Origin of the sequence: Wocania ichthyoenteri Th78 (assembly GCF_000789235.1) — a bacterium.
Taxonomy (GTDB): Bacteria; Bacteroidota; Bacteroidia; order Flavobacteriales; family Flavobacteriaceae; genus Wocania_A; species Wocania_A ichthyoenteri.
This window is the reverse complement of sequence record NZ_KN525716.1, coordinates 2,402,698-2,429,223: the sequence shown is the minus strand read 5'-3', so window position 1 is coordinate 2,429,223 and position 26,526 is coordinate 2,402,698. Positions and strand designations below refer to the sequence as shown.

Annotated in this window: 17 protein-coding genes; 10 read left to right on the top strand and 7 right to left on the bottom strand. The window is 34.6% G+C overall.

The genetic code is table 11. From position 1 onward, the window contains the following. The first annotated feature begins 25 nt into the window (after positions 1–25). The 3 genes from RG22_RS10510 (at position 26) to RG22_RS18015 (ending at position 2,609) form a co-directional block, all read left to right on the top strand. On the top strand, positions 26–1,429 hold the full coding sequence (locus tag RG22_RS10510) for a twin-arginine translocation signal domain-containing protein (RefSeq protein WP_034043003.1): 1,404 nt from the start codon (positions 26–28) through the stop codon (positions 1,427–1,429). A 352-nt stretch (positions 1,430–1,781) separates the two neighbouring features. After that, positions 1,782–1,964 (top strand): hypothetical protein, encoded by a 183-nt coding sequence (locus RG22_RS18020; RefSeq protein WP_052143707.1) that lies wholly within the window; start codon positions 1,782–1,784, stop codon positions 1,962–1,964. A gap of 213 nt (positions 1,965–2,177) precedes the next feature. Further along, positions 2,178–2,609: a hypothetical protein gene (locus RG22_RS18015; protein ID WP_204244186.1), complete on the top strand. Its 432-nt coding sequence runs from the start codon at positions 2,178–2,180 to the stop codon at positions 2,607–2,609. 681 nt (positions 2,610–3,290) lie between these two features. Here RG22_RS18015 and RG22_RS10500 read toward each other — a convergent pair. Then, positions 3,291–3,866 carry a gluconate 2-dehydrogenase subunit 3 family protein gene (locus tag RG22_RS10500; protein WP_034043002.1) on the bottom strand — a complete coding sequence of 192 codons (576 nt, stop codon included), beginning with the start codon at positions 3,864–3,866 and terminating at the stop codon, positions 3,291–3,293. A 175-nt stretch (positions 3,867–4,041) separates the two neighbouring features. Here RG22_RS10500 and RG22_RS10495 point away from each other — a divergent pair, with 175 nt between their 5' ends. The 7 genes from RG22_RS10495 (at position 4,042) to RG22_RS18125 (ending at position 13,813) form a co-directional block, all read left to right on the top strand. Beyond that, positions 4,042–5,307: an FG-GAP repeat domain-containing protein gene (locus RG22_RS10495; RefSeq protein ID WP_034043001.1), complete on the top strand. Its 1,266-nt coding sequence runs from the start codon at positions 4,042–4,044 to the stop codon at positions 5,305–5,307. 32 nt (positions 5,308–5,339) lie between these two features. After that, positions 5,340–7,031, top strand: a complete 1,692-nt coding sequence (locus RG22_RS10490) for a GMC oxidoreductase (protein ID WP_034043000.1) — start codon at positions 5,340–5,342, stop codon at positions 7,029–7,031. A gap of 52 nt (positions 7,032–7,083) precedes the next feature. Beyond that, positions 7,084–9,639: a DUF4962 domain-containing protein gene (locus tag RG22_RS10485; RefSeq protein WP_034042998.1), complete on the top strand. Its 2,556-nt coding sequence runs from the start codon at positions 7,084–7,086 to the stop codon at positions 9,637–9,639. Positions 9,640–9,706: 67 nt separating this feature from the next. Further along, positions 9,707–11,005, top strand: coding sequence for an acetylxylan esterase (locus RG22_RS10480; RefSeq protein ID WP_034042997.1), 1,299 nt, complete (start codon positions 9,707–9,709; stop codon positions 11,003–11,005). Positions 11,006–11,283: 278 nt separating this feature from the next. Continuing rightward, positions 11,284–12,312 carry a glycoside hydrolase family 88 protein gene (locus RG22_RS10475; protein WP_244462143.1) on the top strand — a complete coding sequence of 343 codons (1,029 nt, stop codon included), beginning with the start codon at positions 11,284–11,286 and terminating at the stop codon, positions 12,310–12,312. A gap of 8 nt (positions 12,313–12,320) precedes the next feature. Further along, positions 12,321–13,106, top strand: coding sequence for a sulfatase-like hydrolase/transferase (locus tag RG22_RS18130; protein WP_338062113.1), 786 nt, complete (start codon positions 12,321–12,323; stop codon positions 13,104–13,106). 38 nt (positions 13,107–13,144) lie between these two features. Continuing rightward, a complete protein-coding gene (locus RG22_RS18125; RefSeq protein WP_244462142.1) occupies positions 13,145–13,813 on the top strand; it encodes a sulfatase/phosphatase domain-containing protein in 669 nt (222 codons plus the stop codon). Positions 13,814–14,078: 265 nt separating this feature from the next. Here the strand turns inward: RG22_RS18125 and RG22_RS10465 are convergent, their stop codons facing one another. The 6 genes from RG22_RS10465 to RG22_RS18210 form a co-directional block, all read right to left on the bottom strand. After that, a complete protein-coding gene (locus tag RG22_RS10465) occupies positions 14,079–15,530 on the bottom strand; it encodes a sulfatase family protein (RefSeq protein ID WP_034042996.1) in 1,452 nt (483 codons plus the stop codon). Between the two features lie 7 nt (positions 15,531–15,537). Further along, positions 15,538–17,448: an alpha/beta hydrolase gene (locus RG22_RS10460; protein WP_081997707.1), complete on the bottom strand. Its 1,911-nt coding sequence runs from the start codon at positions 17,446–17,448 to the stop codon at positions 15,538–15,540. 23 nt (positions 17,449–17,471) lie between these two features. Continuing rightward, positions 17,472–19,715 (bottom strand): glycoside hydrolase family 20 zincin-like fold domain-containing protein, encoded by a 2,244-nt coding sequence (locus RG22_RS10455; protein ID WP_034042993.1) that lies wholly within the window; start codon positions 19,713–19,715, stop codon positions 17,472–17,474. 13 nt (positions 19,716–19,728) lie between these two features. Further along, the gene (locus tag RG22_RS10450; RefSeq protein WP_034042991.1) at positions 19,729–23,052 is read right to left on the bottom strand and encodes a VCBS repeat-containing protein; all 3,324 of its coding nucleotides are present in this window, start codon (positions 23,050–23,052) and stop codon (positions 19,729–19,731) included. Between the two features lie 79 nt (positions 23,053–23,131). Beyond that, positions 23,132–24,646: a RagB/SusD family nutrient uptake outer membrane protein gene (locus RG22_RS10445; protein WP_034042989.1), complete on the bottom strand. Its 1,515-nt coding sequence runs from the start codon at positions 24,644–24,646 to the stop codon at positions 23,132–23,134. Between the two features lie 24 nt (positions 24,647–24,670). After that, positions 24,671–26,509, bottom strand: coding sequence for a SusC/RagA family TonB-linked outer membrane protein (locus tag RG22_RS18210; protein ID WP_052143705.1), 1,839 nt, complete (start codon positions 26,507–26,509; stop codon positions 24,671–24,673). Positions 26,510–26,526 lie beyond the last annotated feature (17 nt).

The window sequence follows — 26,526 nt, the reverse complement described above, 5'->3', positions numbered from 1 at the left end:
AAAAACTTTTTAAAAATATAAGTTTATGATCTCAAATTACGAATCAGGAAGGAGAGGTTTTGTAAAAAAAACGACACTACTTGCAGGAGCATTAACATTAGGGTTACCAAACATTATGATGACACAAAACAAGGTTAAATTAAAAAAGTCCTTATTAATACATAAAGCTGAAGCTGCATTTGAACGAGAACCTTTAACTCATTCATATGGATTTAAAGGTGGGTATATCACCCGATTGTGGCAAGTTGCAACTCAATTACAAGATTATTCTGGAAATAGAAGCATCGGCTTAGGTATTCAAAGCCCATTATGGTCAGATTTAAAAGTGACGTCAATTTGGTCTGAAAGCGGAAGCAATTCCCTTATGTACAATTTGACCTGTAAGGCTTTACAATTAATAAAAGACCAATCCTTTGATTCTCCTATTCAAATGACAGATACTATATTAGATGATGTACATTCTTATGGAATCAAAATTACAAGTAATCCCAATTTACGAAAAACTTTTACCCTTAATGCCTTGGTCTCAATAGATAATGCCGCATGGTTGCTTTATGCCAAACAGAATAATATAACTTCTTTTGACGACCTTATTCCAGATACTTATAAACATGGACTTTCTTACAAACATAGAAAAATAGCCAGCATACCTTCTGTTTCCTATTCTACACCTGAATCTGAGATAGAAAAATTAGGTAAAGAAGGTTATTATTTTTTAAAAATAAAAATTGGCTCTCCAGGCACTCAACAAGAAATGCTTAAAAAGGACATGCTACGCATGGAACTTATTCAAAAAAAACTAGGATCCATAAGTCCTGAGAATTCGCCTACAGGGAAAATACTTTATTACCTAGATGCCAATGGCAGGTATGAATCAAAGGAAACATTTAATAGGTTTTTAGATCATTGTAAAAAAATTGGCTCTTTTGATCAAATCATGATTGTTGAAGAACCTTTTCCAGAATCTTTCGATCAGGATGTATCTGATATTGATGTTAGAATAGCTGCAGATGAAAGTGCCCATACCGATAAAGATGCATTGATACGAATGGAAATGGGTTATTCAGCAATGGCTCTGAAACCCGTAGCAAAAACACTGAGTATGACCATGAAAATAGCAAAATTAGCATATGATCGAAACATCCCTTGCTTGTGTGCAGACCTAACTGTTAACCCAGTATTGGTAGATTGGAATAAATGTATCGCTGCCAGATTAGCCCCTTTGCCAAATTTAAAGGAAGGCTTATTAGAAACTAATGGTCATCAAAATTATAAAAACTGGGAGACAATGGTAGATTACCACCCCAAAGGAAGAGCTACATGGAACAAACCAGCGCATGGAATTTTCAACACAAATGAGGAGTTTTATAAAGAAAGTGCTGGCTTATTTTTACCATTACCCCATTATTCTAGTCTTTTTAAGAATTAAAAATCACAAAAAGAATATTCCCTTTTTTGGCAAAGACAAACCTTTTATTGAAATTAAAGTTGAAAAAATGAGGCATTCGTTTAGTCGAATAAAATATTATCAAAAACTTAATCATAGGTCAATATTAGGACTAATATTCTTTACTTTGGGTATAATTTTCCCATGCAATGGACAAATTATACCCAAAGATTCAGTTTAGCAGTTGATTCAACCTTATTTCTCTCCACCTAATCAATTTCAAGGGAATTTTGGAAATTATTGAAATCCACTAGAGTACTATGATGGTAGAGCAGTTTCATCAAAAGAGGATTGGAAATTACGTAGATTAGAAATCCTAAGAAAATGGCACGGTATGATGGGAGAATGGCCAGAATTAATCAATAACCCCCAAATGGAGATAATGGATAGTATTCATGGAGATAATTTTACGCAGTATAAAATAAAGTTTGAATGGTTTAAAAATGAAAAAACCGGTGCTTATCTTTTGATTCCAGATGCAAAAGGTATAAAGCCTGCTGTGATAACGGTTTTCTAGGAGCCTGAATATCCGGTTGGGCCAAAAGTTAAATCAATAGATTTTGCCTATGAATTAGCCAAAAGAGGATTTATAACATTGTCAATAGGCACATCAGCCATAAAAAAATCTCTTCCTTACTCTCAATTATATCCTTATTCTAATCAAGCAAAGGTCGAACCGAATTCTCAATTCTATCCTAATCCCTATCATGCTAAGCTCCAACCACTATCAATGTTTGCATCATGCCTTTATGAAAAATTTGCCTGTGCAGTGTGTTCAGATGCAGGTATAGTCTTTGATGAAACTAGGTCGAATGTCAATTATTGGGAACCTTGGTATTTGGGTTATCATAATCTGCCATGGCTAAAACGGGGTATTATGACTGAAGACAACAAAACTCAAGGGACATATCTCGTTTTAACAAAAAAAGGGCATGATTTGCATGAGTTACACGCTCTTATGGCACCACGTCTCTTTATGGTTTCAGGAGGGTCAGAAGATCCTTTGGAAAGATGGATTCCATTAAACAATTCAATTAAATTGAACCGTTTTTTAGGGTATAATAATCGTGTAGCAATTACCAATCGGGAAGCACACAACCCTACAACTAAATCAAATGAACAGATATATACCTTTTTTGAATACTTCCTAAAGCACCATTAGTTTTTAAAGACTATAATCGTTGATATTTGATACAACCAAGAGATTTGAACTTTTATTAATCAAAACAAATGCGTTTAGTATATTCGGTATTACGAAACATAAAACACCCAAAACATTTTTTTTACACTCGGGTATTCAACTAATCTATAAATAGATATATATTATTTTTAGAGGTGCATAAATAATTTTATTACTTAGTATCTAATAATACTGGTATGGCTGTAACTATGGATATTGCCATAATGTTCTTCCTGCGAAAAAAAACTTATTAGAAATAGACTGACTATTGGGCATTTGCAAAAAATTATAAAATTAAAATTCAGTAAAGGACTATGGACTCCTAAGCAAACTTTGAAAGGGTTTTAAATTGCAGAAAAAGATAAGGTTTTCTATAAAAGAAGCTCCTTAAATAATAAAACTACATATGTGTGTGTGTCCGAAGAAGTAAAAAACCCAGTACTGTACCCTATGTATTTGACAATTTCAAGACTCTTTATACAACAACAAAGACTTACCAGTTTCATCTTTTGGACTGAAAATAGTCAAATTTTATTATATAACTTTGCTTACTGAAATAACACTAAACCTTAATTTCCCAAATGAATAAGAAAAAATTTTATTTTGACTACTAATCATTCAAATGAATGATGTTCATATGAAATATATAATTCTTTTCTGGCTTTACATTCTATTACCGACCATTATTTTATCTCCTTCCCTGTATTCAATCTCACCTTTATAGGGGCCTGGAATAGGAACATAATTTAAATTTTGCTTAACCCCTTGTTCAGTTGAAAAATATATTGAAATCGTAAGATGCTTAAATGTTGAATAAAAAGGCACTAATTCTTCATTATACTCCCCTACTATTCTCGCCTCTATCTTCTCAAGGTAAGCATATCTCGCCAACTCACTAAGTTCTACAAAGCTACTTCCTGTAAAGGATTGACAATTTTTATCAAATTGAGTTAATCCATTTAAAAAACTTTGCCTAACCTCTTCTTCAAGAACATCTTTAAGTAATAAGTCCATAAATTTACCAACCTCCACATCAGAAGCACTTGGAGTTGTTGTTCTAGGAATAATAGTATCTGCGATTGCATTTACCAGATCACCCTGTAGGCCATTTAATACCAGCAAGCTGGTAGTGTTTGAAACTTCTTCGCGACAACTTTGCAATACACTTAAAAAAGTAGGTGTCAAAAAAGCCGCCTTCAGTATCCATGATATTTTTACTACTGCCTCTCGTCTTTCCATAATTTAAAAATTTATGATATATTCTTTTTTGCTAATGTAACCATTTTAAATATAATAAGAAATTAAACGAAATAAATAAATGTTTCATTTCATTTCATTATTAATAATAAATTATTAATTTAGCACATAACACAATTAATTGAAAAAACTAAGCATAAATCCTAATAAATAACTCATGTTTTATAAAAATTTCATATTAATATTTGTTGCAGGATTTTTTTTTATCGCTTGCAAAGAACAAAAACAGAGAAATACTTTTCAGGAAGCAAAAAAAATAGACAAGGAAATGTTTCAACATCAATATATAGTTCAAGATTTGCCAGGTGAAACCGATTGGGGCTATGGATGTTCGGCAATGGCGGATTTCGACAAGGACGGGGATTTGGACTATGCCTTTACAGGAGCAGAGGGCTTGTACTGGTTTGAAAATCAAGAAAGCATAAAATGGGTAAGACATGAGATCGGGACTATGCCGCTCAGGTTTTTGGGGGCAACGACTTTTGATGTAGACAAAGATGGTTGGGAAGATATTATCATTGGAGGGTATTGGTACAGAAACCCTCAAAATCCTAAAATTCAGAAATTTGAAAGATACCGGTTTGATGCAACAATAGCCACGAATGTTCATGATGTTGTTATAGCCGATATGGATAGAAACCAAACAAAGGATTTAGTAATATTGGGGGAAGGAGAAGGTGTGATTTGGTATGAGATACCGGAAAACCCTACTCAAGATATGATATGGAAAAAAACGATCATAACGTTGGATGCCTTAGTGACCAACGACCGTATCCATGCAGGATTCTTTCCACAGGGCATTAATGATTTAGATGATGATGGCGATAATGACATTGTCTTGCCAGACAGATGGTTGGAGAATATGGACAGTAGTGGAACAAAATGGAAGAAACATCAATTGCCCTTTGGCAAAAGAGGTCCCTTTGGTCTATCTGCTAGAAGTTGGATTATTGACCTGGATGGAGATGGAGACAATGATATCGTAATGACGGACTGTGACCAACAAGCATCCCGAGCTGCCTGGTTAGAGAATGACGGTGCGGAAACCCCAGAATTTACAACTCATTTTTTGCCGATGTCGGCACCTGGTATTAGAGGGTCTTTTCATTCACTTTATGTAGGAGATTTTGATAATGATGGAGACCAGGATATCTTCACTTGTGACCAAGAAGACGATACAATATTCCCTGAAGGTGCTTTCCCTCGTTGGTATATATGGGAGAATGTAAGTATCGATTCTCATATTGAATTTATTGAGAGGGTAATACTAGATAATAAAATAGGTGGCCACGATGCTCTTGTTGGTGATGTTGACGGGGATGGGGATTTGGATATTTTATCCAAGGTTTGGAACCTATGGCCAGGTAGTGCAAATGAAGGAAAAGAACACGGAGATTATTTGGAAAATAAACTGATTGATTAAAAGAATAAAAATAGCTTTTATAAAACTATAATATGAATAAGAACCATACTTATGATGCCATAGTAGTCGGGTCGGGAATGACTGGAGGATGGGCAGCGAAAGAATTAACAGAAAAAGGGTTAGAAACTCTTGTCCTAGAACGAGGTAGAGATGTAAAACACATAGAGGACTATACGACAACCTTTAAGGCTCCATGGGATTTCAAATACCGTCAATTTATTTCTCGTGAAGAAAAGGAACAATATCCCATTCAGAGCAAAAAATATAACTTTGGAGCTGGTAGCAAACCATTTTTTGTAAATGACAAAGAGCACCCCTACTCACAACCTACTGACAAGCCATATAGGTGGTTTAGAGGTTACCAAACTGGTGGTCGCTCACTACTTTGGGCCCGTGGATCGTACCGTTTCGGGGATCTTGATTTCGAAGCTAATTTGAAAGACGGCGTGGGTATTGACTGGCCTATTCGTTATAAGGATTTGGCTCCATGGTATGATTATGTTGAAAAATTTATAGGCGTATGCGGGTCAATAGAGAATATACCACATTTTCCGGACGGTCAATTTCTACCACCGTTTGATTTAAACTATGCTGAAAAATTAATAAAACAAAGGATAGAATCCCACTATAAAGACAGGAAACTCATACCTAACCGGGCCGCACATCTCACCCAAGTAGAACCAGGGCAATTCAAAGGTAGGTCCCAATGCCAATCTAGGAATATGTGCCACACCGGATGCCCCTACGGAGCCTACTTCAGCAGCAACAGCTCTACCTTACCGGCAGCTTATGACACAGGAAAATTAACCTTAAAACCCCATGCAATTGTAGTATCTATAATCTATGATGAAAAGCAAAACAAGGCTATTGGCGTTAGGGTAATAGACGAAAAAACACATGAAACTACTGAATATTTTGCCCGAGTAATATTTTTGTGTGCTTCTGCATTGGCATCAACTGGAATATTGTTGAATTCAAAGACATCTAGATTTCCTAATGGTTTAGGTAACTCAAGCGGTGTTTTAGGGCATTATTTGATGGATCATCATAAGAGCATTTCTGCTCATGGGATACTGGAAGGATATAAAGATAAAATATATAACGGTTATAGACCAGCTTCTGTTGCCATCCCCAGATTTAGAAATGTTAAACGTCAAGAAATGGATTTTCTCAGAGGGTATGCAATTTGGGGAGGAGCCATGCGAGAAGGAATAGATTCATCTAAACCAGGTATCGGGCATGAACTTAAACAGTCATTGACTATCCCTGGGCCTTGGAAAATGAAACTCTCTGCTTATGGAGAAAGCCTACCGAACTATAATAATAAAGTCGAATTGGATAATGAACATAATGATCAATGGGGGCTGCCACTACTAAAAATAACAGCAGAATACGGAGATAATGAGTTAAAAATGAGGACAGATATGAAAGATCAAGTTAGAGAATTACTCGAAGTGGCTGGGCTTAAAAATATAGAAGTTAAAGAAGGGCCGGCTATACCCGGAGATGCTGTTCATGAAATGGGAACTGCTAGGATGGGGCGTGATCCAAAAACATCCTTTCTTAATGCATATAACCAATGTCACGATATTTCCAATATTTTTGTGACTGATGGTTCTTGTATGTCTTCATCTGGCTACATGAGTCCGTCACTTACTTATATGGCTCTAACAGCAAGAGCCTGTGATTATGCTGTTAAGCAAATGGAAAAGGGGGCATTTTAAACTATATTTTTGATATTAAAACAACTTTGTTGAATAAATTAAGTAATAGTATATGAAAATTCTAAAAAAACTGAAAATATCACTAGTTTTGATTTTAATAGTTTCCTACGGTTACACTCAGGATAAAAATAGTCTTCTCACCGATTTTGAGGTAATTGAAACTAAACCTGATGGATTACATTTAGGATATTATCCTAAGAATAAGATGAAAGTCCAAGTAAACCCTCCTGGGTTTACTTGGACAAAAAATGAAAAAGCCTATAATTATGATTTTATTCTTTTTAAAGGTAAAAACAATAAAGAAATTCTTCTAAAAAAAGAAAGGCTAAGCAATACAATTACTACCTTAAAAAAAGAACTTGATCCAGCAGAATATAGTTGGATAATCATATATAATGATTCTTTGGAAAATGTATTGGGCCGTTCAAAATTAAGAACATTTACCGTAGGCAAAAAACTTCCCTCTTTGGTCATGCCTGATATAACAGAGCTTAAAGAACAACTTAAAAAAATAAGTTCAAGAATTTTTTTAACACCTTCGATACTTACAAATCTTCAAGATAATGTTGCAAAAACCCCTAAAAAAGTACCTTTTTGGGAACTCTGTCGTTCTTTAGCTGATTCTGCTATTTCACAACCCCTTTATCCAGAACCAGCTCCATATAAAGATAGCATTTTTGAAGTTTCCGAATGGCGCAGAATCTACAGACCAGCCAAAACAGGCACTGCGAACATGGTTAGAATGGCTTTGGTTTGGAAAATAACGAATGAACAAAAATATCTTGATGGTGCTAAAAAATGGTTAGTGCATTTTGCGAGTTGGAATCCAGATGGAATAACATCTTTCAGGGTTCCTCAAGCTAGTGGATTTATGGGAAATACAGAAGCCAGTATGCCTCTCTTAGAGCGTATGGCAATTGTATACGACTGGGTGAAAAATGAACTGAGTACTGATGAAAAGAAAGCCGTTTTATCCAGTCTAAATGATCGTGGAAATCAAATGTTGAAACGTTATACTGATGTTAAATTTATTTCAGAACCTTGGGACAATCACACAATAAGATCCCTTCCTTTTACTGGAATAGCGGCACTATCCACCTTAGGAGACCTTCCAGACGCTGAAAAATGGCTAGATTACGTGCTCCAATGTTATCTTACATCTTTTCCTGCATGGGGCGGAGATGATGGTGGGTGGTCTCAGGGACTTTCTTATTCCAGCACCTACAATCTATATCAAACCAACTTTGTTGAAGCATTGAATCTTTGTAGCACGGTTAATTTATATAATAAACCCTTTTTTCAAAATAACGGTTACTTTGGAGTTTATTGCTTTCCTCCATATGCAACACGTGGTGCTTTTGGTGATGGCGGAGAAGACGCACATCGCCCAAAAGACAAAATATTAATGCAAAGATATGCCAATACTTATAACGACCCTGTTTTACTCTGGCAAGCCGAAAACATTAATCCAAATAAGAATAAAAAAGTTAGTAGCGAACAGCTTTTATCCGAAAAATATTTGTGGAAAGGATATTATATGGAGGATGTGATAAGTATTTTATCTTTAAATCCTACAAATCTTAAACCTATCAAACCAGATAAGCTGCCACAATCAAAACTGTTCAATGATATTGGCTGGGTAGCAATGCATTCAGATTTAGGAAATGCTGAAAATGATGTATGGATACTTTTTAAATCAAGTCCATATGGTTCTTTCAGCCATAGTCACGCTGACCAAAACAGTTTTCAAATAAATGCTTATGGTGAGTCGTTAATTATTGATTCAGGGTATTACCCTTGGTATGGTGGTCCCCATCATTTTCTTTGGAGTCGTCAAACAAAAGCACATAATGCCATATTGGTCAATGGGAGAGGACAAAATGTTCAATCTATGGAAGCAAGTGGGACCATTGAGAAATACTCATTTGACGATGAATTTACCATAGTGACTGGTGAATGTTCCAGAGGCTATAATTTACCCATGAACAAAAAGGTTATCGAGCTATGGAAGGAGAATCTTAAGGAGCCATTACCAAGCCCAATTATAGATACTAAAGTCCAGGACGTACGTCGAACTATTGTATTCAATCATGATAAAAAAAACCCTTGGATTATTGTAAAGGATTATATTAAAACTGAAGATTCCGCTACATTTGATTTTTTGCTACACTCTCTAGAAAAAATGGAAATGGACGATGCAAAACAACAACTGTTAGTTCAGAAAGGGAATGCTATGTTGGATATATATATATTATCATCAGAGCAGCTAAGAATGAAACAAACAGATAAGTTTAATGTCGATCCAGGTAAAAATGCTGCTGGATCACCAAATCAATGGCATTTTTCTGCTTCAAGTCTAAATAAAAAGAAAGAAGTACATTTCTTAACTCTAATGATACCACATCACAAAGGAACAAAACCGCTAGAAGTAAAACAAATTAAGTATGACCATGTAAAAGGTTTCCAGATTGGAAATCACAAGATATTAGGATGGTTCGGTAATGGAGAGAATGGTGATTTTTATATGGACGACACAAAAGAACTCAATGCTAAATTGATTATTGAACATATAAATAAACAGGAAAGCAAAAAAACAATTGTTCATTAACCTTATAGTAACAAAATAAGTTAGCTCTATATATATCACTTTTAAAATAAAATAAAAAACAAGAACCATGGATAGAACAGGCAAAAAAAAGACAAGAAAATTTCTATTAATATATTTGGTCACTTTATTTTGTGTTTGCATCTCATATGCACAACCTCGGAAAGAATTAGTAAATATTGTGATAACCCCTAACCATGCCGATTGGAAATATAATATTGGGGACAAAGCTATTTTTAATATTAAAGCATATAAAAATGACGTTCTTCTTGATACTGAAATTAAATATACCGTTAAACCGGAAAGGACGGCAATAATTGATGAAGGAGTCCTAAAGTCAAAGCGCGGCTCTGCAGTTGTAAAAGCAGAATCACTAAAAAAACCTGGATTCTTACGTTGTTTTGCAAAAGTCGAAGTAGATGGTCACACATTCTCTAATTATTCAACTGTAGGCTACGCTGTTGACAAGATTGAGCCAACAACAACCTTGCCTAGTGACTTCACCCAATTCTGGGAAGAGTGGAAGCAAAAATTGAAGGACATTCCAATTGAACCCATATTTAAACTTCTTCCAGATCAATGCACAGATAAAGTAGATGTATATGAGGTTAGTATTAAAAATATTTATGGCAAAATCTATGGTATTCTTTGTAAGCCTAAAAAGAAAGGAAAGTTCCCAGCAATTTTACATGTTCCAGGTGCAGGAGTTCGCCCTCATAGTGGAGATATTGCTAGCGCGGCTAAAGGTTACATAACCCTGAGAATCGGTATTCATGGTATATCTGTAACATTAGAACCACAAGTATATAGTGACTTAAGTTATGGGGCTTTGAGAAATTATTATTTTACTAATTTAGATAACAAGGATAATTATTATTATAAAAGAGTGTATTTAGGCTGTATTAGAGCCGTTGATTTAATTTATTCACTTGATGAATTCGATGGAAATAATATTGCTGTCACCGGTGGGAGTCAAGGAGGGGCTCTTTCCATCATAACTGCTGGACTTGACTCTAGAATATCTTATCTTGCTGCGTCCTTTCCCGCCCTTTCAGATTTAACAGGTTATTTAGAAAATCGTGCGGGTGGTTGGCCAGGCATGTTTCAAACTAAAGAATCACAATTAGATGATCATATTGAAACTTCAAAATATTATGATGTTGTAAATTTTGCAAGATTTGTTAAGGTTCCAGGATGGTACACTTGGGGTTTTAACGATTATACTTGCCCCCCAACTTCTACATATTCCGCTTATAACATTATTAATGCAGAAAAGGAATTACACCTTTTTCAGGACACAGGACATTGGTCTTACCCTGAACAAGATGAACTTAGGTTTCAATGGTTATATAATAAACTCGGAAACTAAGTAAGTATAAAGTCCTTAAGACTATACAATGCTAAGGGTTAGTGAAAATTTACTTTATATAAATTTTACTTTAAAAAATGATGAACTTCAACAACAATAATTTCAAAAATCAAAAAATCAAAAATTTGAGTATATATATGATATATATATCAAGTGTATTGATTTTAATTGCATGTAATTTTAAGCAAGGTTCTTCAGTTGGTAACACTTCTCTTCTAAAAGTGAGATACCAAGAGCTTTTAAAGCCTCAAGTTGACTCCTTGTCTTTTCCGAGGAGCATGTCAGTTAAAGATGGAGTTGTAAGGAAAGAGAGGTCAAGTGACTGGACAAGTGGTTTCTTTCCAGGTAATCTTTGGCTAATATACGAGCTTACGGGAAATATGGAATATATGAAAAGGGCAATAAAGTGGACAGCTCTTATGGAAAAGGAAAAACATAATGCGAAAACGCACGATACTGGGTTTATGATTAACTGTAGTTTTGGCACAGGATTTAGGGTTACAGGAAATGAAGAATATAAGGAGGTTATTTTGGAAACAGCCAAATCTTTAAGTAAAAGATTTGATGAAAAGGTGGGCTGTATACGTTCATGGGATTTTGGTAAAGATTTATGGGAGTTTCCTGTTATCATAGATAACATGATAAATTTAGAATTGCTATTTGAAGCGACTAAAATTTCAGGAGATAGTACATATTACAAAATAGCTGTCCAACATGCTAATACCACTCTAAAAAATCATTTTAGAAAAGATAATAGTACATATCATGTAATTGATTACAATCCTTCTAATGGATTTGTCAATAAAAAAATGACGCATCAAGGATATAATGATGAATCTTCATGGGCTAGAGGGCAGGCGTGGGCTATTTACGGATATATAATGGCATATAGGTATACAAATGACAGTGCATATCTAAAGCAGGCAGAAGCTACGACAAGATATTATTTAAATCATATAAATTTACCTAAAGATGGTATTCCATATTGGGATTTTGAAGACCCAAACATTCCAAATTCTCCTAGGGATGTATCAGCATCAGCAATTGTTGCTTCAGCTCTTTTCGAATTATATTCTTATACCAAAAAGAAAGAATACCTCAATTACTCTAAGAAAGTTTTGGAGGTCCTTAAGTCTGATCAGTATATGATAAAAGCAGATGTAAAAGGACCTTTTATTTTGGGTTCAAGTACAGGGAATTTTCCAGCTAATGATGAGATTGACGAGCCTATAGTATACGCTGACTATTATTTTTTGGAAGCATTGTTACGAAATGAAAACCAAGAAATTCAGAGAAAAAAAACTTAAGACCTAATATTTTATTTATACTGTCTGATGATCATGCATATCAAGCTATCAGTGCATATAACAATAAATTAATCAACACTCCCAATATTGACCGTATTGCCAATGAAGGAATGCTTTTTACCAATGCCTGTGTAAGCAATTCCATTTGCGGTCCTTCAAGAGCAACCATTCTTACTCGAAAACACTCGCATATAAATGGTAAAATAGACAATCGCTCACCATTCGATACGACTCAAGTTACTTTCCCTCAAATCTTTCAGAAAAACGGATATCAAACAGCCATGTTTGGCAAGCTTCATTTTGGAAATAACCCCAAAGGTGTAGATGATTTTATGATATTACCCGGACAAGGACGTTATATCAATCCCAGCTTTATTACTAAAAAAGGAGATACAACTATAACAGGATATGCTACAGATATCATTACAGATTACACTTTGAATTTGCTAGATAAAAAGCGAGATAAAGAAAAACCTTTTTTGATGATGTATTTGCACAAAGCTCCTCACAGGCCATGGTGGCCGAGTCCGGAAAAATTCAAAGAGTTTACCAAAAAACAATTTCCTCTTCCTGAAACATTATTTGATGATTATAAAAATAGAGGGACAGCAGCTAAAGCTGCTGAAATGAACTTGCTAACTCATATGAAATATGGACATGATTCAAAAATAAGACCTGAAACAATTGAGGAGATGGTTAATGTAGTACCTGAGACCCCCGAATTTAAGCGAGAATTTACCGAGCCATATAATAAGCTAATGAAGCACAAAAGGCATTATATGATCCCATTTTAGATTCTATCAATGATTTTTTCAAAGAAAACTGGGGAAACATGAACATGGAAGAAAAAATGAAATGGAAATACCAGAGATATATACAAGATTATTTGGCTTGTGTCTCTTCTGTGGATGACAACGTAGGAAGAGTTTTAGATTATTTAGACGAAAGTGGACTGACAGAAAACACCATTGTAATTTATACATCTGATCAAGGTTTCTATTTAGGAGAACACAGGTGGTTTGATAAACGATTTATTTATGATGAATCATTTAAAACCCCTCTTTTAATTCGTTGGCCGCATGAAATCAAGCCAGGAACAACTAATGAAGAAATGGTTCAAAATTTAGATTTTGCACAAACATTTTTGGAAGCTGCTCAAATTGAAGCTCCTAAAGATATGCAGGGAGAAAGCCTGATTCCATTACTCAAGGGTCAAAATGATGCATGGACCAGGGATGCTGTATATTATCATTATTACGAATACCCAGGGAGTCATATTGTCAAACGGCATTATGGAATTGTAACTAAAGAATTCAAATTGGCGCATTTTTATTATGATGTTGATGAATGGGAATTATACGACCGTAAAAATGATCCCCAAGAATTAAACAATGTTTTCGATGACCCTGCCTACGCATTAACAATTGATAAATTGAAAACCGAATTGGATGAATTAAGAATAAAATATAAGGATTCACAGGAATTAGATCATGCAGTCTAGAACCTTGTATAAAAAAAGATAATTTATTTTGCAACCAAGTTTTATTTGCTCTCATCATACTTATTGTTTAAAGTAGCATTTATTTCGATCATACTTTATGGATAATGAATGGATATAGACCAAACTACTCCCTAAGGGTTAATGATTGTTTATAGACGATTTAACAGTCGTATTTCTCAAACTCCTACTCCTCTATTTTCTATTAATCCAGTTTATGAAATAGTGCTGATAGTCTAGAAAAAAAACAGCTATGACCTCTATATTATTAATTAATTTGATTAGGCTTAAAGTTAAAACTATCTCCAATTTTCAGCAAATGGTTTTGAAGGCTTTTTTTCATTTTAATAATAGTTTTAGCATAGTGCTTATCCTGTATTAAATTTTTTGTTTCATAAGGGTCTATTTGGAGGTCTATGAAAACCTCAGGGTTTTTACCCATATCATATATGATATATTTGTATTTACCATTTGTAATCATTCTTGCATTTGCAGATTCAAAAAGAAGCAATCTATTTAAATCTTCTCCTTCTGGAACTTCATCTGTTCCCAGGCCTTGAACATTTAAATCTAATTCACTTATAACATAATCCCTTGATATTTTCTCTAAAGGATTGTAGACTCCTTCTTTTAGACTTTTTCCCGGATAAGATTTAGAGTTTCCGCCGGCAAAGTTCAAAATTGTTGGTAATAAGTCTACACCTATGTTTACCAGATTATCATTTACTACATTTTTAAGCCCTTCAGGAGCTTTTATTATTAGCGGTACTTTAATTATTTGATCGTAAAATGCTAATTTCTGATTCCAACCATGCTCACCTAGACCATCACCATGGTCAGATGTAAAAATTACGATTGTATTTTTATCCTGTCCATTTTCTTTTAAGGTTTTAAGAATTCTACCAATTCTAGTGTCTACACATTTCACCAATTGAGAATACCCGTTACGATAATCAACCCAGTCTTTAGTAGTCCAATTTCCTGTAGGTCTGATTGAAACGTAATTTTTTCCCTGGAGTGGTCTTTGACTTATCATAACTTCTGGTGCTGGATCAAAATCAATTATAGTATTTGGAGGTGGAACATCTTGATGATTTAAAGAAAGGTCAGGGGTACATCCTCCTTTTTCAAAAGTATTCCTTGTGTTCCATCCTCCAACTTTTCTTGCAAGTTCACAGCAATCATGCGGGTTATTAAACGAGACTGTTAAAAAGAAGGGATTGCTAATTTTCTTTTCTAAAAACTTAATCGTTTTATCTTCCACAACAGAATCAAATCCATCTTCATAATTATCTAATCCACTCCACTCCAGAATCTCAGGATTATTGTCTATTCTTGATTTACCTACGTGCCATTTACCAAAATATTCATTATGATAACCCGCTTCTTTTAATAAAGAACCCAATGATTTGTATTCTAAAATATTACTAAAACTTTTAGAAGGATATTGTCCCGTTAGAAATGATGCTCGTGATGGGCTACATAAAGGAAATGGTGCATAGCAATTTGTAAAGCTAACTGCTTCTTTAGAGAGTAAATCCAAAGATGGTGTATCTACCCAAGTGGTACTAGAACCAGTTATTACTTCGGCTGATAACTGATCTACAATTATTAACACGATATTTGGTTTTTGATTTTCCTTTTTCTTAGTGGAAGTAACGCAGCCTAAAATACAGGTTATTATTAGCCATAAAAAAATGAAAATATTTCTTTTATGCATACCAAATTTATTTTTTTGTTGGGTTTAATATTAACTTAATTAACCCCCAATAAGTCCTTCTCCTCATTGGCATATAGTCTTTTGTTTCATACTTTGCCAAAAATTCAACTTCATGATTTTCAGGAGTGTTTTCAGCTATTTTAATAATTGAACTTGCCGTTATTCCATCACAATTCCATTTTCCAGGTAGGTTTTCTAAATACTGATTTTCGTTGTCAACTTCTATGTAAGGGTCATCTGAGAAAAGTTGGGTTCGATTACCAGAGGTATAAATCATAATTTTTTCACCTGAAGAAGCAATACCATCACCATTTCCAAATCCAAAAATAGAATCCCTAATCATTAATCCATCGTCTATGGATAAATTATCAAATGTTGGGGTATTAAATAATACAGGGACATCAAACTCTTCTTTAACAACCTCAGAACCATAAGTTATGGTAAGAACAAATTTTATAACGGAAGGTGCTCCATCCGTAGTTGGTTGCATGTTGCAAATTAAATCAATTGGTTCCGAGTATACGATTCCGATATCGCCCTCTATTTTCTCTATCCCATAAGATTTTTTATCTATTATGATTGAGCCGTCTGTGCTTGCAAGTGTTAATGTAACCTTGTCAGAACGATTCAACTTGCTTCCGAGGTTAACTATTTTTATACGGAAGTTGTTGTTCATACCAAAACGAATTAAACGTTTATCATTTCCTAAGTCATAATCAATATATGTTAACTTAGGTTTGGGGTTATTTCGGTAAATCCCAATCTCATGCCCTGTTCCATCAAGTTTAAAAATCAATCTACCCTCACTTGTAGCTCTTTTAATTATAACTTTAATCTGGCCATCTTGTTTACGATAGTGACGTATTTGATATTCCGCTCTAGGTTCATAGATTGCAGCAGTCGTAATTGTAGCACTTAAATTATTCAAGGGTGGCCCAATAGGTAACCATTTTTTGCTATAAAACCCAAATCCATTTTCCGAAACGTTCCTGAGGTAAGTAAACCCTGATTGAGATTTGTTGCTCAACATTGAATAACCCCAGACGTTAAACTCTGGATAAAGATCATAATGAGACCAAATTTTATTTCTGTTATTGGGTTTTTGAAATGCCATGTCAATAAAATTCATTGCTGCTTCAAAAACTTTTGTTTCGCCGTGTTCATCAACCTTGTGACCACCAGGAAACTCCCAATATTCATAATCCATACCTCCTTGCCAAATGGCTCCTTTATGGACCTCTCTATTTTGAGCACTTAGTTCTCCAACAGAACTATTATGTAATCTTGTTTTTACATCTTTCAAATTTGCAAAAGTATATCTTAGGGGGTACAATGTATTGTTGTCTGGTTGACCAATAAAAAATTCTGGACTACCAGTCATATTTACTGCAGTACTTACAATATCAGGATATTTTCCTGCTAAATAGAAAGACATAAATCCGCCCATGCTATAGCCTATAATGGCTCGCGATTCTCTATTTTTTAAAGTATTATAGGCAGAGTCAATATGCGAAACCAATTCAACAAAATAATCTTTCATCTGAAAAGGAAAACGAACATGTTCTGGGCATCCAATATTGTAAGGCCTAGATTCGGAATCAATTATTCTTCCATCCCACATTACTAGGATTACTTGATACTTATCAACTAATTTTTTGATTTTTTGATATTCAAGAAGAGCATTATCGTCCTTAAAATGTCTCCCCCCCCAACCATGGAAATAGTAAATAACAGGATATTTCTTTGAATTATTCCCATAGCCTTCAGGCAAGTAAATACGATAATATCTTTCCGTTCCAAAAACCTTACTGTTATAGGTTTTATCTTGAAAAGTAGATTCGCTTTTTTGAGCATTACATCCCATGAATATGAAAATGTAGAATATGATTGAAAAACTTACTTTATTGTCTATTCTCATTTATTTAGCTTTAGTAAATTCAACTAATCTTCCAAACGTTCAAGCTCCAACCCTTTGACAGAAACCTTATTGTTATTGGCAAACTCACTAATAACTATATTTAATTGTTTTCGCCATACTTCAATCCCAGTCCTTTCAAATGGCGCCAGCATATATTCTAATCCTTTTCGGCGATCTGCAAAATGATCTTTTACATCATCAAATACGTGAGTAAATATTTTACCTCCTATATCCTTCCCTTTAGGAAGTCGGCTTTTTTCCCAAGTAAGGGTAAAATCTTCCCACATCCTTTCCTGTTCCTTTAATATTTTTCCAGATAATTTGTACGCCTCAACCAAGAGACTAATTGCAGTAGCATTATTATCCTTAATTTTTGAAGCTGCCACAAGATAGTCTTCAACTTTTGCCAAGTTAATAACCGTATTCATAGAGTAACGCTCCAATGATGCTATCGAAAGTAATACCTCAAGATTATAACTATTGTGTCGTACCCTAGTAACATTTCGTGTTAGCTGAAGCGTAAGAAGTTCATTCTTTTTAACCAATACCGAAGCTTCTTTTATCTTAGAATCGTACTTAGTGCGAAAACTTGGTACTACACTTAAATCTTTCACAGAAGGTAATGGAGGCATCTGTATTTGTAAGTCATAATTTTCACCTCCTACACCTTTTCCTTTCGAGTTTCCATAACTAGTAGGTCTTTCTTTTGAAACAATATTTTTATCCCATAAATCTTCATAAAATCTGGCTCCTTCTTGCAATAGCATGTATGCCTCTACCATGTCAGGACTATCATAACCATAAAACACATCCATAAAATCAGCTATATTTTGTTGAAGTGTCGGTGTGTTTTTCGTCCAGCCATATTGGCTGACCGTTGCCCAACCCAACCAGAATGTTTCATTGTGTAAACCAGCGTCATCCCATGCTGCTGCGAACGTACCAATAAGGTTTGCCCCATCTGCTTCACGATTTTTTATATCTCCATGGACATCATATAACCGACCATTGATTTCCTTATTTCTATAGTTTGTAGCAAAATAGTTGGGAAAAAGAAACTCTGCACCCTGTATTGAGCTATATGACAATTGTTCAATGCCAGCCTTGTTTTCGTTCTGAACCCATACCGGGGTTTTATGGGAACCCATAATGGCATCAATAACGGAATTAGGCACTTTAGAAATATGTTCTGGTAGTAACGGATACTCAACCCATGCCAAAACTTTTCTATTGCGTTTCTCCATCCATTTTGTTACTCTACTAAGATATTTTGCCCAAGTTAAACTTCTATTTTCAATGGTATATTCATCCTTGCACTTATTACATATACCTGCATAATATACTTCGTCAGTAGAAACAAAAAAATAATCCACCCCAGGAGTCGCATCAATCATATCTTGGTACATGTCAAAAATGAGATCCATGGCTTCTTCATCACACATACAAGCTTGAAAATTACTTTCATCGTCTGCCTTTAAGTGTTCAAATTCTTTATGTTTTAATACAAATGCCATATGAGCTGGTGCCTGTACATTAGGCACTAATTGAATAAATCTGTCTTGAGCATATTTTGTGAGTTCTTGCATTTCATCTTTTGTAAATGCGTCAGGGCTTCCAATAATAGGGTGGGTGGGATATTCATATTTATCTTCTATTTCAAATGCAATCGCATTAATTTTAAAATAAGCAGACCAATCTATATACCTTTTTAATGTTTCAACTTTATCACGATGGTGTTTGGTATCCCAATGAATAAATCGCAGTTCTAAATCCGGCCAATCTGTAATGGTTCCCACAGGTAACTGAAGCTTATTCCTGACCAATGGTTTTGCAAGTTGTAATAAACTTTGAACACCATAAAACAGCCCTCTTTCCTCATTTCCTTCAATTAAAATAATATCGGGTTTTATAGTAATTTTATAGGCCTGATCAGAACTATCCATATTAGAAATTCCTGTTACAGCATCATTCCTTATTCTTAAAATTATTTGTTTAGTGGAAGCAATCTCAGAGAATGTAATATCATAAAGTTCTTTTGCTCTTTGAACTAGACTTGTAGTTGTTTTATTGGTAGGTAATTTCTTTCCTGAGATACTCCAAGAATTATCTAATATTATATTTTCTTTCTCCAGATCAACCATTTGAGGGCTTGGATAAATAATATACCCTTCACTACGTAAATCAGTAACTTTGCCTTGACTATATATAGCATTGGAAATACATGAAAGTGCATATATAAAAATGGCATGTTTTAGAGTAAGGTTCATAGTATGTTAATTTTTATTTAATTTCAAACACTTGCATTGGGGCATTATTATTTGCTACCACAATTAAATTTTTGCTACCAGTCTTTAGTACTGAGATTGCCTTTGCATCCCCAGGAACGTACAAGCCACTTTTTTGATAATTTACCTTCGAGAAATTACCCATTCCATCTCCAACAAGCAAAAAACCATAGGACGCATCATTTCTTGGAGTTTCCACTTCAGAGGCGAATAGGTTTCCAACAGCCAGAATGTCCTTGTTTCCGTCTTGGTTAAAGTCTCTTGATATCATCCCATTAATACTAGAGATTTGAGCACTTTCAGGAAGGTCTATAATTTCCATTCTTTTATTGGAAGTGTTTTTAATAAATAAACTTGAAAATGTTTTGGCCTTATAATGAAGGGAAGACTTTAAAGCCTCTTCGGTATAAACATCTTGTATAGTTGCTTTTGCAAAATCTGTGTAGCTTTTGAACTTGAACTCGAGTTCTGGTACTTGTTGGGCAGAACATTGACGACCACGAACAGGATATTGTACTCCTTCGTTGTAATATCCTAGCACTAAATCCTGTTTTTTATTATTGTCAAAATCAGCAACAAATATATCAAAACTCTGTTCCTTGGTTGCTTGATATTTGTAATTCCGGCCTAAGTTACCAACTACATAATCATCGATACCATCATCATCAAAATCATCGGTAATAATGCTACTCCACCAACCTACAGTATCGGTCATACCGTATATTTCGGTAACATCTTTGAAATAACCTTTGTCATTTTCGAAAAAAGAAATGGGCATCCATTCTCCCACAATTATAAGGTCAAGGTCTCCGTCTGAATCAAAATCTGAAGCAACAGATGCTGTTACCAAACCTGGCTTTAACAAACTTGGGGCACTTTCCTTTGTGATATCAGTAAATTTGGCTTTTCCATTCACGCCTACATTTTCCAAAAGATAACTATTTGCAGGGAACGGGTATTTTCCAGGAATCAATCTGCCGCCAACAAACAGATCCATATCACCATCTTTATCAAAATCTAAAGAAACAACACAAGATCCACTTGTTCTCATTTTTGGAAGGGCATCCAATGATTTATGGAATTTTCCTAACCCTTCATTTATGTATAATCTGTCTTCAAGTAATGGAGAATCTATTTCAAATTCATTGCCACCGCTTACCACATAAAGATCAAAGTCATTGTCCTGATCCGCATCAAAAAAAATGGCTCCTATATCTTCATAATCATAGTCGTTGTCCCATGGCCCCGACAATTCCTCAAATTTTCCATCTGAAAGTTGAACCATCAATTTTCCTTTTGACCCCTTTGCTCCTCCAATATATAGATCGTCTAGTCCATCATGATTAATATCGGAAACGGCAATACCAGGGCCAAATTGAGATGTTTTATGAGGTAATAAAGGTTCTTTCTTAAAATCATCATAGTCATTTTCTATATGCGTATAGAAAAGACCGTTACTTACAGAAACCTCCTTCAAATATTTTTGGGGACTTGAGTATGAGTTAAATTTCTGCTCATTCGAATTCTTATAATCTATGGTAATGATTTTATTGGTAGGTACATTATGTAATTCTTGTTGACGACCATCAGGCCAAGTAATTGTTACCTTTTTGACAGTCTCCAGTTCTCCTGTTCCGAAATGTACAATGGGTTCTACTGAAGACAGATAGCCACGAGTCATTGTAAACTCCTGAAACTGGATGTCTCCATTATTATTCAATTCTATCTTGGTTCCCACCCCAAAGGTATTGCCTGCATCCCCTTTCAATTTAAATCTTAGAAAACGCTTCTTTGAAATATTATTAGACCTATTTTCAAAAATTACGGCGACGGAGTCTACATTATTGACTACTATATCCAGATCACCATCATTATCAAGATCCCCATAAGAGGCTCCATTAGAAAATCCTTTAAAATCTAACCCCCAATTAGAAGAGATGTTTTCAAACTTAATTCCTCCATTATTTTTGAAGGCATAATTGGGAACTTTACTAAAAGGCATAGCTTCTGCCAATTCTTTATGCGTTTTAAACTGATTGACAAAAGCTGGCTTCTCTAACCTTTTGAAAAAATCTTTATTGTTTATATCTCTGCGTATGCCATTAGTTATGAAAATATCTTTCCAACCGTCATTATCCATATCTATAAATAGTGGAGCCCAACTCCAATCTGTTGAGGAGACTCCAGAAATCCGTGACACGTTACTAAAAAAAGGAAGCCCATTTTCTTTTATTCCTTGGTTAAGTTGAAGGCTATTTTGCATATACTGGTAACCAAACCCGAGCGACACTGCTTCCCAAAACAATGGAATATTCATACTGCTCATATTCGCTTTTGCTCTGAAATTATCTTCAGGATTCATTTCGGCTTGAAAAATATCCAACAATTTGTCATTATTAAAATCGGCAACATCCACTCCCATTCCATAAAATGAAGTATTCTTTGTTGTGTTTTGGTTAGCTTCTTTGAAAGTCCCATCTCCATTATTAAAATAAAAATAATCAGGTGTTGAAAAATCATTTGAAACATAAATGTCTGGCCAACCATCCTGGTTGAAATCCCCAACAGTAGCACTTAATGAAAGTCCATATGAAAACAGTCCAGCCTTTTTTGTTACGTTTATAAAAACCCCTTCTCCATTGTTCTCAAATAGATGGTCGGTGTCTTCTTCTTGAACATTATCCATTTTATTACGATAATATTTTTGAGAATTCTGAAAACCTGCTGGAGGATAGTTTGCTACGAATAGATCCAAATCACCATCTCTATCATAATCAAAAAAAGTAGATTGTGAGCTGTAACCATTGTCTGAAACACCACTAATCTCAGCAGATTCGGTAAACGTCAGGTCTTGATTGTTAATATATAATAGGTTCTTTCTGTCCATTTTCTTTGTTCCTGAAACAGATACATAGATATCCAAATAACCATCACCATTAACATCCGCCATTGTAACTCCTGTACACCATTTATTGTTAGTCTTTAAGTGTGCATTTGTAGTGATATCTTTAAATTTTAGATCTCCTTTATTAAGGTAAAGTCTATTTCCTACTTGATTACCAACAAAAAAAATATCTTGAAGCCCGTCATTGTTGAGGTCTCCTATAGCAACACCTCCTCCTGAATAAATGTAACCAAAATTAAAAAAGTTTAGCGAATCACTAATAGTAATGTGATTTGTAAAATTGACACCACTTTCTTCGCTATTTAATGCTCGAAACAAAGGCAACTCCAGTAATTCCACTTTGTTCTTTGTTGTACATGAAAACAAAATCAAAGAAGATAGAGCTGATATAATGATTGATTTCACTAATTTCATAATATTTATAAAAAAGGGAAGATATCCATAAATTATGAAAAATCCTCCCCGATTGTTTTTGGAAATTTAAATTTGCTATCTAATAAAAAGGATTTTGGGAAATATTAGGATTAACATCAATTTCAGTTTGGGGAATTGGCATAAGATAGTGCTTGCTTGAATCAAAAAGAGGTTGTGGCTCTAAAGAGTTTGGACCTTTAAAGGCGGCGTCCCCCAATTTTTTCCTTTTAATATCAAACCATCTTTTATACTCAAAAGATAGTTCTAGTCTTCTATCATTCATAATTGTATCTCTTAGTTGATCTTGGGTTAAACCTAGCGAAACGTCTGTAGGGAAGTTAGATGCGCCTGCGGGATTATTTCTGGCTCTAGCCCTAACTAAATTTACATATGAAAGATTCTCAGCATTTGGACCTTGTAATTCATTTAAGGCTTCAGCGGCAATCAAAACAACTTCAGCATATCTAAATAAACAATAATTATAATCAGATCGTCTTCCAGACCCTCCTGCGTTACCCAAAAACCTGTTATATTTTGCTATGTGAGGTCTTTTGGCTCTAGGGAAATCCTGATAACTAATTATATCTCCACTAGCATTAACAACAGCAGTATCTAAAGCTACTCCTTTTCTATAATCTTTATTATCCCAATCATCATATACTTTCATTGTCGGTACTACAATACTCCATCCGCCAGAAACACCAGAGACACCACCTACACCTGTCAAAGGTGACATAGTATCATCATTATCTGCTGCGCGATAGCCTCCTAAAAAATCAACTGCCAAAATATGTTCTGCAATACCATCTTGTTTTGTAGCATCGAACAAATCTTGATAATCAGTAACCAAATCATATCCAAAAGTTCCTTTATTGTCCATTACCCACTTAGCTTTATTGTAAGCTTCTTGCCAATTCTCTCTTGTAAGATGTACAGAGGCTAATATTGTAGCTACAGTTCCACGCGTGACTCTTGTTCTAGCACCTCCATCATTTACGTTGGGCAATCTATTTTCAACAAAAGCAAACTCTAAATCTTCAATAATTTTATCATAAAGTTCAGATTCTGACATTCTTTCTAAACTTAGAGACTCCTCAATACTTGTTGCAGGTTCTTCCAAATAAGGCATAGCGCCATAGAGCCTCGTAAAAGTATAGTAATTAAAAGCTCTAAGCGCTCTAGCTTCTGCTTCTAACCTTAATTTTAAATTTTCATCAACATTTATCGATCTTGCTCCAATAATGGCTGTATTAGCAGCATTGATAATGTCATAAGCCCTAGCCCAATTTACTCTGGAATAGTAATGATCAGGAGCAAGATTAAATTGATCCAATTCAAAATTTTGAGAGGCCGCTCCAGTATTACCAACTGATACCATATCACTCATTAAAATAAGCGACTGAGTCAATTCTCCACCCCAAGCTGCATCAGAGGTCATTCTTCCATAAACACCAAACAGAGCAGCTTCAACGTCATCAGGACCTGTAAAAAATCCCTCAGGAGCCAAAACAGATACTGGATCTTCTGTTAAATCAGAACAGGCAGTAAATACTAGTATTAAAATTATATATAAATTTTTGATAAAATGTTTCATTTCTTTTCGATTTTGTTATTTATTTTAAAAACTTAAATTCATACCTAAAGTGACGTTTCTAGTATTTGGATAACTTCCAAAATCAACACCTATTGCTTCTATAGCTCCGCCTCTTCCTACTTCTGGATCAAAACCTGAATAATCTGTTTTTGTCCATAAATTCTGCCCACTTATATAAATTCTAAGAGAACTCATTTTTAATTTTTCTGTCACCATATCGGGTAAAGTATAACCTAATGTAATATCTTTTAACCTGACATAACTTCCATCTTCAATCCATCTAGATGATAAACTTTGTGTTCTTGTTATAGAAGCCTTAGGTACATCTGTATCTGAGTTGTTTGGTGTCCATCTGTTCAAAAGTGCTGTGGACGCATTTCTTCGTCCTACTCCATCTTCAAGCCACAATCTAGTATAGTTTAGTATGTCATTTCCTTGCACACCTTGTATGAATATATTTAAATCTATACCCTTATAACTAAAGCTATTATTCCAACCCCAATGAAAATCTGGATTAGGGTCCCCAATAATCATACGATCATCTGCATCTAGTACTCCATCTCCATTTAGGTCTTTGAACTTCTCACCGCCTAGACCTTCTGCGTTAGTTAAAAGTTCATCCCCACTTTGTTGTACACCATCGTAAACAAAACCATGAAATAGACCAATTGGTTTACCTTCAGTTAGAATTTGAGTATTGTTTATTCCTACAAATTGACCTGGTCTCCCACTTTGGTACAAAATATCCTCTCCATTAGGTAGTTTTTTCACCTTATTTTTATTGAAAGAAATATTAAAATTAGTGTTCCAGCGAATGGTTTTAATTATATCTTTAATTCCAATTGAAAATTCAACTCCTTTATTACCAGTTTCACCAATATTTTTTAAAGCACTATTACCTACTCCAAGGTAAAGTGGAATTGGTGTACTAAAAAGAAGTTTTGATGTTGTCATGTCATAATAGTCTGCTGTTAATGAAATTTTTGAATGAAATAAGCCTAAATCAAAACCTATATTCGTTTGTGCCGTTCTTTCCCATTCTAATTCACGGTTTGAAAGACTTTGAGGACTTACAGCATTCACTCGAACTCCATTATAGATAGCTCCTACTGTTCTAAAACGTGCCAAAGAAGAGTAGGGTTGTACTGATTGATTGTTCCCTGAGACTCCGTAGCTCAGTCTAAATTTCATTTGATTAATAGTATTTGAATCACTCAAAAAACCTTCCTTGTGAATATTCCACCCCAAAGCGGCAGAGGGAAATATATCCCATTTATTTCCTTCAGCTAAAACTGAAGAACCGTCCCTTCTTAAAGTTGCAGTTAAAAGATATTTGTTTTTGTATCCATAATTGATTCTACCAAAATATGAAATTAACTTGGATTCCTCAAAACTTGAAGACGGCGGTTCAGCCAAGGCGCCAGAACCTAAATTAAAATAGAGGGAGCTGTCCGTTATAAAACCACTTGACCTTGCTCGACTATTTAATCTCTCAAACTGCTGAAATGAATACCCTCCTAATATAGTTAGTTCATGTCTATCATTAAAATTGAGTGAATACGTAAGATAATTCTCTGTCAATATACTAGTTCGTTTACCGTTGTCTATGGCTGCTATACCGTTAAAAGAACCTCCATACACTAATTTACTTGATTGATATGTTCCTCTAAAATCATTTTGTACAGTTGCACCTAACACACTTTTAAATTTCAAATTATTAAGGATTTTATATTCCCCAAATACGCTTGACTGAAAATAGTCAGATATAAAATCATCAGTTCTCTCATTAGCCGCGGCCAACGGATTGTCATAAAGAGGATTAAAGGGGTCGATTGAATAGGTTATTCCATCATCTTCAAACACCCCTGAAGTAGGCGCAA

Coding starts and splice junctions, on each gene's coding strand:
- RG22_RS10510 (WP_034043003.1), top strand. CDS start 26: ATGATCTCAAATTACGAATCAGGAAGGAGAGGTTTTGTAAAAAAAACG.
- RG22_RS18020 (WP_052143707.1), top strand. CDS start 1,782: ATGATGGGAGAATGGCCAGAATTAATCAATAACCCCCAAATGGAGATA.
- RG22_RS18015 (WP_204244186.1), top strand. CDS start 2,178: ATGTTTGCATCATGCCTTTATGAAAAATTTGCCTGTGCAGTGTGTTCA.
- RG22_RS10500 (WP_034043002.1), bottom strand. CDS start 3,866: ATGGAAAGACGAGAGGCAGTAGTAAAAATATCATGGATACTGAAGGCG.
- RG22_RS10495 (WP_034043001.1), top strand. CDS start 4,042: ATGTTTTATAAAAATTTCATATTAATATTTGTTGCAGGATTTTTTTTT.
- RG22_RS10490 (WP_034043000.1), top strand. CDS start 5,340: ATGAATAAGAACCATACTTATGATGCCATAGTAGTCGGGTCGGGAATG.
- RG22_RS10485 (WP_034042998.1), top strand. CDS start 7,084: ATGAAAATTCTAAAAAAACTGAAAATATCACTAGTTTTGATTTTAATA.
- RG22_RS10480 (WP_034042997.1), top strand. CDS start 9,707: ATGGATAGAACAGGCAAAAAAAAGACAAGAAAATTTCTATTAATATAT.
- RG22_RS10475 (WP_244462143.1), top strand. CDS start 11,284: ATGTCAGTTAAAGATGGAGTTGTAAGGAAAGAGAGGTCAAGTGACTGG.
- RG22_RS18125 (WP_244462142.1), top strand. CDS start 13,145: ATGAACATGGAAGAAAAAATGAAATGGAAATACCAGAGATATATACAA.
- RG22_RS10465 (WP_034042996.1), bottom strand. CDS start 15,530: ATGCATAAAAGAAATATTTTCATTTTTTTATGGCTAATAATAACCTGT.
- RG22_RS10460 (WP_081997707.1), bottom strand. CDS start 17,448: ATGAGAATAGACAATAAAGTAAGTTTTTCAATCATATTCTACATTTTC.
- RG22_RS10455 (WP_034042993.1), bottom strand. CDS start 19,715: ATGAACCTTACTCTAAAACATGCCATTTTTATATATGCACTTTCATGT.
- RG22_RS10450 (WP_034042991.1), bottom strand. CDS start 23,052: ATGAAATTAGTGAAATCAATCATTATATCAGCTCTATCTTCTTTGATT.
- RG22_RS10445 (WP_034042989.1), bottom strand. CDS start 24,646: ATGAAACATTTTATCAAAAATTTATATATAATTTTAATACTAGTATTT.